Raw genomic sequence first — 6,945 nt, 5'->3', positions numbered from 1 at the left:
GGCCTCGAGAGCGTACCCCAGCACGTCGGTCAGGATCGTTTCCGTGGGGCCGAACTGGTCGACCGCCAGCGTGACGCTGTAGAAGCCCCGAAGTTGGTGTTCGGTCGGCACCGGGCTCTCGCCCCACGGTGTCGCGTCGAACTCGGTGTCGTCGTTCGCGGCGTCGCCGTTCACCTGGCCCGAAGCGCGTAGCGCCTCGCTCGCCACCAGCTCGAGTCCGATCCCGTCCGGATCCGAAAACTGGAGGACGGTCTCGTCGAACCGCGATTCCTCCGCGTAGTCGACGCCGGCGGACTCGAGGCGGTCGCGCCAGTAGGCGACCGACGAGGCGGGAATTCCGTAGGCAGTCGTCCGGGTTTGCCCGGCTCCGAACTGCCCCTCGCGACCCTGGTCGGTCCACGGGAAGAAGGTTATGTTCGTTCCGGGCGAGCCCTCGCCGTCGCCGAAGTAGAAGTGGTACGTGCCCGTGTCGTCGTGGTTGACGGTCCGCTTGACGAATCGCAGGCCGAGCGTGCCGACGTAGAAGTCGGCGTTCGCCTGCGGGTCGCCAGCGATCGCCGTGACGTGGTGGAGTCCGGGTGTGTTCGGTGACATTACCGTTCCTAGGGACTCCCCGCTTGAATCGTTTGCTCGCGTTCGCGTCACCGGGGGACGCGCGGGTTACTGGTCGGGCACCTGCTCGAGTTGGCACCTCGAGAGTGGCCGAACCAACAGCGACTGTTAACACCCCACGGACGTAACGACACGTATGAGCTGTCCATATCTCGAGTACCGGGACGGGTCCGACGATCCTGACCGCGACCCGTTCGACGAAGCGCGAGCGTACTGCACGGCGGCCGATCGGTTCGTCCAGCCGATGCGAGCCGATATCTGTACCGACCGCTACGACCTCGCACACGACCGCGACTGCGAAATCTACCGCGAGCACGCCGACGATGCCGACACCGCGGCGGACGTCGGTGAGGCTACCGGCGCGGACGAAACGGGAGGTGAGGACGCGTGACCTATCAGGACTTCCTCGCCGGCGAACCGGCGATCGTCACGGCGGCGCTGACCGGCGGCGTGCAAGGCAAGGAAACGTCGCCCCACATCCCGGAGACGCCAGCGGAGATCGGGAAGGCAGCAGCCGAGGCCGAGGCCGCCGGAGCCGCCGTCGTCCACGTCCACGCGCGCCGACCGAACGGCGAGCGGAGCTTCGCAACTGAGCGCTTTCAGGAGATCGACGACGCCATTCGACGCTACGCGGACGACGTGATTATCCAGCACTCCACCGGCGGCACGGGCGCGCCCGATGCGGACCGTCACTTCCCCCTGCGAACCGATCCCGCACCGGAGATGGCTTCGCTCGACATGGGCCCGCTGAACCGCTACGACCACCTCACCAGCGAGAACACCCGCGGACTGGTCAACTCGCTCCACGCGGAGATGGTCGACCGCGGCATCAAACCCGAACTCGAGGTGTTCAACGACGGCCATCTGAACGAGGTCCGCGGCCTGCTCGAGCGTCGGGACCTCGCCGAGCCGGTGTACGCGACGCTGATCTTCGGCCCCGGAACGCTGACTCCGCCCCGGCCGCGAAACTTCCTGAACGCGATCGACAACCTTCCCGACGGGGCGCTGTTCAACACGCTCGGCTTCGGTCGCCACCAGTTGCCCTTCGCGACGATGGGGCTCTTGTTCGGCGGGCACGTTCGCGTCGGGCTCGAGGACAACGTCTACTACCGGCGGGGGGAACTCGCCGAGAGCAACGCACAACTGGTCGAACGCGTCGTCCGCGTCGCGGCGGAACTGGGTCGTGAGGTCGCGACACCGGCGCAGGCGCGGGAGATACTCGGGCTGTAGTACTGAGGCAGTCAGTTTCCGCTAGCCATTTCGGGCGGCCGCACGCAAAGCCGACCCTCGACGAACGCGACGAAGTCCGCCGGAACCTCGTCGATATTCGTCGCGGTGGCATCATGCCCGCGGTCGGCAAGCACGTCGCCGATTCGATCGGCGACCGTCGCCGTCTGCCCCTCACCGCTACCGTAGCTCACGAGAATCGAACCCATCGTCGCTCTCCGTTTCAGTACGCCTTAGAGCCGATAAAAGAGCAGGGACGGAACCCGCCCTCGCTGCGGCGGACTCGAGCGACGGCCGCGGGGCCACGGACCCAAACGATTAGCCGGGTCCGGTAGTAGGTCCGGTATGGACGTTCTCGAGGCGCTCCGAGCTGAGTCCGGTGTCGTCGCCGTCGTCGGTGCGGGCGGCAAGAAGACAACGCTCTACGCACTGGCCGCACGCGCCGCCCGCGATCGATCCCTGCGAGCGGTCGTGACGGCGACGGTTCGGATCCCGATCTTCGATCGACACGTCGAGGAAGTCGTCGTGACCGACGACCCGGTCGCGGCGCTCGAGCGAGCGGACGCGTGGCCCCTCGGCGTCGTCCCGGAGCGGGAGGGAGAAGACCGGTACGCGGGGTACGATCCCGAAATCGTCGACGATATCGCGGCGGCCGGCGTCGCCGATCTCGTTCTCGTCAAGGCCGACGGTGCGCGGACGCGAGAGTTCAAGGCACCGAACGAGCGCGAACCGCAACTTCCCGACCACGTCGACACCGTCGTCCCGATCGCGAGCGTGCAGGCCGTTGGAAAGCCGCTCTCGGCCGATCACGTCCACCGGCCGGAGCGAGTGGCGGCGATCACCGGGCTCGATCGCGGCGACGCAATCGGGCCCGAAGACGTCGCTCGAGTAATCGCGAGCGAGCACGGCGGGCTGACGGCTGTTCCGGACGGTGCGACGGTCGTCCCGTTACTCAACAAGGTCGATGACGCCGAGATGCGGGATGTCGCGGAGGATATCGGACGGGAGTTGCTCGAGCGAGCGCCGGTCGTGACGCGAGTCGTCTCGGCGCGGATGCTCGCGGACGACCCGGTGGTCGACGTGTTCGAGCGCTAGCCGGACTTATTTCTCCTCGAGACGCTCGAGCGCCGCTTCGAACTCCTCGCGGGTGTTGACGTTCTCGAACGTCTCGAGCGGCGCGTACTCGCGAACCTCGTCCTCGTCGACGACGACGTAGTCGAGGTCCAGCAGGGGCTCGACGACTCTGCGCTCGTCGCGCTCGAGGGCGCGCTCGCAGGCGTCGATCATCGCCGAGGGCTGATAGACCGCCTGCGTCGTCTGAAACCACTGGTCCTCGAGCCGCGGCACCGCGGCCTCGTGTCCAGCCGCCCGGTCGAAAAGGTGGTCGACGAGGGCTGGCTCGACGAAGGGCATGTCGCAGGCGACGACGACGGCGTACTCCGCCGTCGCCTCGCCGAGTCCGGTCATGATCCCCGCCATCGGTCCGCGGTCGGGGATCGGATCGACCGCGAATGACGCGTCGGGTCCGCCCTCGAGCGCCGTTCGTATCGCCGGGAGCTGCTCGTCTCGGCAGTTGACGACGATCTCGTCGACGGTCGGGTTGATCCGGTCGACGACGCGGCGGATCATCGGTGTGCTGGCGAGGTCGACGACGGCCTTGTCCGCCTCGCCGAAGCGGGTCGAGTAGCCGCCAGCGAGAACGACGCCCGCTCGCTCGGTTCGGCGAGTTTCCTGGGACATGGTCGACCGTTGGTCGAGCGATAGGAAAAGTGCGCGGTCGCATTGAACGGAGTGAATGCGACTGCAACCGCGTTCATCGCTCAATCCGACAGCCGCCAGAGCGCGCGGTACACCGTCCAGAGGTCGCAGTCGAATCGGTCAGCGAGCGAGCGACAGTGCTCGAGGTAGGTCTCGTACTGCGAAACCGACGGCGGATTCGGATACGAGTGAGAGAGTTCGTCCGCGTCCCGGAGCGTCGACCACTCGCGGGGACCGACGACGACGTACTCGTCGGGGTCGATAAACATGCAAAACGCCGAGGCGACGGGGACGTCGACCGCCTCGAGGGCGGTCAGCGAGTCGATTGCCGCGGCGGCGTCGCTCGCGTCGACGGCGTCGGCGATGGCGTCTCTGACGGCCTCGAAGTCGTTGGTCCAGAACCGCTCTTCTGCGTCCCGTCGCTCGTCGTCGGGATAGTCGCCGAGGAACCGCCGGTAGTACCACCTGACGACCCAGGCCGCGTCCCGCCGGCCGTATTCGCCCGACTCGAACGCTGCAGGGAGCGTCTCGAGCGTTTCCTCCTCGACGGCGTACAGGGGCTCTCGCTCCCGATACTCGCACGCCTGGGATTCCACGAGCGACCGCGTGAACTCCATCGAGTGACGGTTTCGCACGCGTGACCGTTAGCGTTTCCCTACCGATGAGGACGTCGGGAATCGGAGTTGCAACCGGTGATACTGACGACCAGCGTTCTGCTCATACTGGTGGCGAGGAGGGATCCTTCCTTCGTCCGGTTCGTTCGCTCCGGACGGCGCTCCGCGTTGTCCGAGCAGTCGCTCGTTGCAACGTACTGCTCCTATGGTAGAAAACCTCATGCATGCTCGGATAGTGGGTTGGTCTAACGGGTGCGACACCTGGAGGTACCACAGATGTCAAGCGATAACCAAGAACCAATCAAGACGATCTGTCCGTACTGTGGCGTCGGGTGTGGAATTAAAGTACAGCCGGGCGAGGAGCCCGGCGACGTGCAGTTCATGCCGTGGGGTGACGCCCCGGTCAACGAGGGCCGCATCTGCATCAAAGGCGGAGCGGCGACTGAGGTCGTCGACCACGAGGACCGGCTCACCAACCCGCTGATCAAAGCAGACAGCGACGAGCAAAGCTCGTCCGGCAGCCGAACGTCGTTCGGCGACGAGGAGTTCCGCGAGGCCTCCTGGGAGGAGGCTTACGAGTACATCGTCGACGAACTCGAGCGGATTCGCGACGAGTACGGCCCGGACGCGATGGGCTTTTTCGGTTCCTCGAAGGTGATGAACGAGGAGAACTACCTGCTCCAGAAGCTGGCCCGCCGGTACGGCACCAACAACGTCGACAACTGTACGCGAATGTGTCACGCCTCGACGGTCTGGGCGCTACGCACGAGTCTGGGCGCGGGAGCGATGACAAACAGCATGCAGGACCTCCGCGAGGAGGCCGACGTGTTCTGGATTCAGGGGGCGAATCCGGGCGAACAACACCCGATCGCCAACAGCCAGTACTTCCGGCAGGCCATCCTCGAGGGCGCGACCGTCATCCAGGTCGACCCCCACGCGAACAAGACGACGCGGTCGTTCCAGATCGACGACACCGACCGACACCAGCACTTGCAGCTGAATCCCGGGACCGACATCCCGCTTCTCAACATCGTCCTGAAGACGATCCTCGAGAAGCACGACGAAAACCCCTACGAGGGCTGGATCGACGAGGTGTTCATCGAGGAGCGCACGGAGGGGTTCGAACACCTCAGAGAGACGCTCGAGGACTTCGACAAGGAAGCCGCGGCCGAGGAGTGTGGCGTGCCACTGGAAGCGATCGAACTGGCCGCGGAGAAGTACGCAATGGCGAACAACGCGGCCATCTTCACCGGCATGGGGATGAGCCAGCACGCCTGCGGCGTCGACAACGTCCAGAACGAGATCAATCTGGCGCTGATCACGGGCAACCTCGGGCGACCCGGCACGGGGGTCAACCCGCTGCGCGGCCAGAACAACGTCCAGGGAACCTGCGACGTCGGCGCGATGCCGAACGTCCTGCCGGGCTACCAGTTAGTCGACGACGACGAGGCCCGCGAGTCCGTCGAGGAGGTCTGGGGCTTCGAAATCCCGGACGAACCCGGGCTCACGAACGTCGAAATCTCCTACGAGGCCGGGGACTCGATCAAGGGACTCTACGTCATGGGCGAGAACCCCGTGATGAGCGAACCCGACGCCAACGCCGTCGCCGAGCGGCTCGCGGACCTCGAGTTCACGGTCGTCCAGGACATCTTCCCGACCGAAACCGCGGAGTACGCCGACGTGATCCTGCCGGCGACGACCTGGGCCGAACGCGGCGGCACCGTCACCAACACCGATCGGCGCGTCCAGCGGATGCGCGGCGTCGGGAAAGTCCACGAGAACACCAAACACGACCGCGAGATCCTGAGCGAGATCGGGACGCGCCTGTTTGGTGAGAGCGAGGAACGGGGTTCCGCGGAGAGCCGGACTCCGTCCGGCGGAAAATTTGACTTCGAGGACCCCGAGGAAATCTTCGAGGAACTCCGGCAGGTCTGTCCGAGCTACCACGGGATGACCTACGACCTGCTGGGCGAGGAGGGGCTCCACTGGCCCTGCTACGAACCCGGCGACGAGGGCGACCCCTTCCTCTACGAGCACGAGTTCGACACCGAGAGCGGGCGCGGCCACATCGAGGGCGTCGCCCACCAGCCCCCGGCCGAGACGCCCGACGACGAGTACCCGCTGATCCTCACGACCGCCCGGCTCGAGGAACACTACAACACCGGGACGATGAGCACGCGATCGCCGACGCTCAACAAGCAGACCCCGGAGAACTTCGTCGACGTCCACCCCACCGACGCCGAGCGCTACGGCATCGAAGACGACGAGTACGTCCGGCTCCGTTCGAGACGGGGCGAGATCACGCTCGAGGCGCACGTGACCGAGGACACCAAGGAGGGCGTCGTCTGGACGACGCCGCACTTCGCGGCCGCCTCGGCGAACAAGCTCACGAATCACGTGCTCGACGAGCGGTCGAAGATTCCAGAGTACAAGGCCGCCGCCGCCGAAATCGACGTCGATATCGAACCCCTCGGCGAGACCGCCGATCCAGCGGCTACTGACGACTGACGCGCGTCGATCCCTCCGTTTCGGACGGCGAGTCGTCCGCGGCCGTCACGCCGGCCAACTCGAGCCACGGGTCGGCGCTCGACTCGGAAACGACGAGTTCGACGAGCGGCCGATCGCACGCCTCGCAGACGGACCGAATGCCGACGCGGGGTCGACGACAGCAGTGCTCGAGGCGCTCGGCCGTCGTCGTCACCCTCTCGCCACAGGCCGGACAGTGTTCGCGTCG

General features: G+C 66.2%; 9 protein-coding genes. 4 read left to right on the top strand and 5 right to left on the bottom strand.

Going from position 1 to position 6,945, the window contains the following annotated elements:
- Positions 1 to 594: VOC family protein (locus tag PGX04_RS03175; RefSeq protein WP_273737185.1), on the bottom strand; the 594-nt coding region annotated here is incomplete at its 3' end.
- A 154-nt stretch (positions 595 to 748) separates the two neighbouring features.
- Between PGX04_RS03175 and PGX04_RS03170 the strand changes: the two genes are divergently transcribed.
- Together PGX04_RS03170 and PGX04_RS03165 are read left to right on the top strand one after the other, a co-directional pair.
- Complete coding sequence (locus tag PGX04_RS03170) at positions 749 to 1,003, top strand: hypothetical protein (RefSeq protein WP_273737184.1); 255 nt, start codon at positions 749 to 751, stop codon at positions 1,001 to 1,003.
- Positions 1,000 to 1,842: a beta-keto acid cleavage family enzyme gene (locus PGX04_RS03165; RefSeq protein ID WP_273737183.1), complete on the top strand. Its 843-nt coding sequence runs from the start codon at positions 1,000 to 1,002 to the stop codon at positions 1,840 to 1,842. The genes PGX04_RS03170 and PGX04_RS03165 overlap by 4 nt, the downstream gene beginning before the upstream one ends.
- Before the next feature lie 11 nt (positions 1,843 to 1,853).
- On the opposite strand, the gene PGX04_RS03160 is transcribed toward PGX04_RS03165, so the two are convergent.
- Positions 1,854 to 2,048, bottom strand: coding sequence for an NADPH-dependent FMN reductase family protein (locus PGX04_RS03160; protein WP_273737182.1), 195 nt, complete (start codon positions 2,046 to 2,048; stop codon positions 1,854 to 1,856).
- Positions 2,049 to 2,184: 136 nt separating this feature from the next.
- Here PGX04_RS03160 and yqeC point away from each other — a divergent pair, with 136 nt between their 5' ends.
- Positions 2,185 to 2,934, top strand: coding sequence for a selenium cofactor biosynthesis protein YqeC (gene yqeC / locus PGX04_RS03155; RefSeq protein ID WP_273737181.1), 750 nt, complete (start codon positions 2,185 to 2,187; stop codon positions 2,932 to 2,934).
- A 6-nt stretch (positions 2,935 to 2,940) separates the two neighbouring features.
- Here the strand turns inward: yqeC and PGX04_RS03150 are convergent, their stop codons facing one another.
- Together PGX04_RS03150 and PGX04_RS03145 are read right to left on the bottom strand one after the other, a co-directional pair.
- Positions 2,941 to 3,579 carry a molybdenum cofactor guanylyltransferase gene (locus tag PGX04_RS03150; protein WP_273737180.1) on the bottom strand — a complete coding sequence of 213 codons (639 nt, stop codon included), beginning with the start codon at positions 3,577 to 3,579 and terminating at the stop codon, positions 2,941 to 2,943.
- Positions 3,580 to 3,659: 80 nt separating this feature from the next.
- A complete protein-coding gene (locus tag PGX04_RS03145) occupies positions 3,660 to 4,214 on the bottom strand; it encodes a hypothetical protein (protein WP_273737179.1) in 555 nt (184 codons plus the stop codon).
- Between the two features lie 273 nt (positions 4,215 to 4,487).
- Between PGX04_RS03145 and fdhF the strand changes: the two genes are divergently transcribed.
- Positions 4,488 to 6,719, top strand: coding sequence for a formate dehydrogenase subunit alpha (gene fdhF, locus PGX04_RS03140; RefSeq protein ID WP_273737178.1), 2,232 nt, complete (start codon positions 4,488 to 4,490; stop codon positions 6,717 to 6,719).
- On the opposite strand, the gene PGX04_RS03135 is transcribed toward fdhF, so the two are convergent.
- On the bottom strand, positions 6,706 to 6,945 hold a 240-nt coding region (locus PGX04_RS03135; RefSeq protein ID WP_465263787.1), incomplete at its 5' end, for a DUF8054 domain-containing protein. The genes fdhF and PGX04_RS03135 overlap by 14 nt on opposite strands.

The sequence above is a fragment of the Natrinema soli genome, from assembly GCF_028618695.1.
Note: the sequence above shows the minus strand (reverse complement) of the source record. Positions and strands in the feature narration are given on the sequence as shown.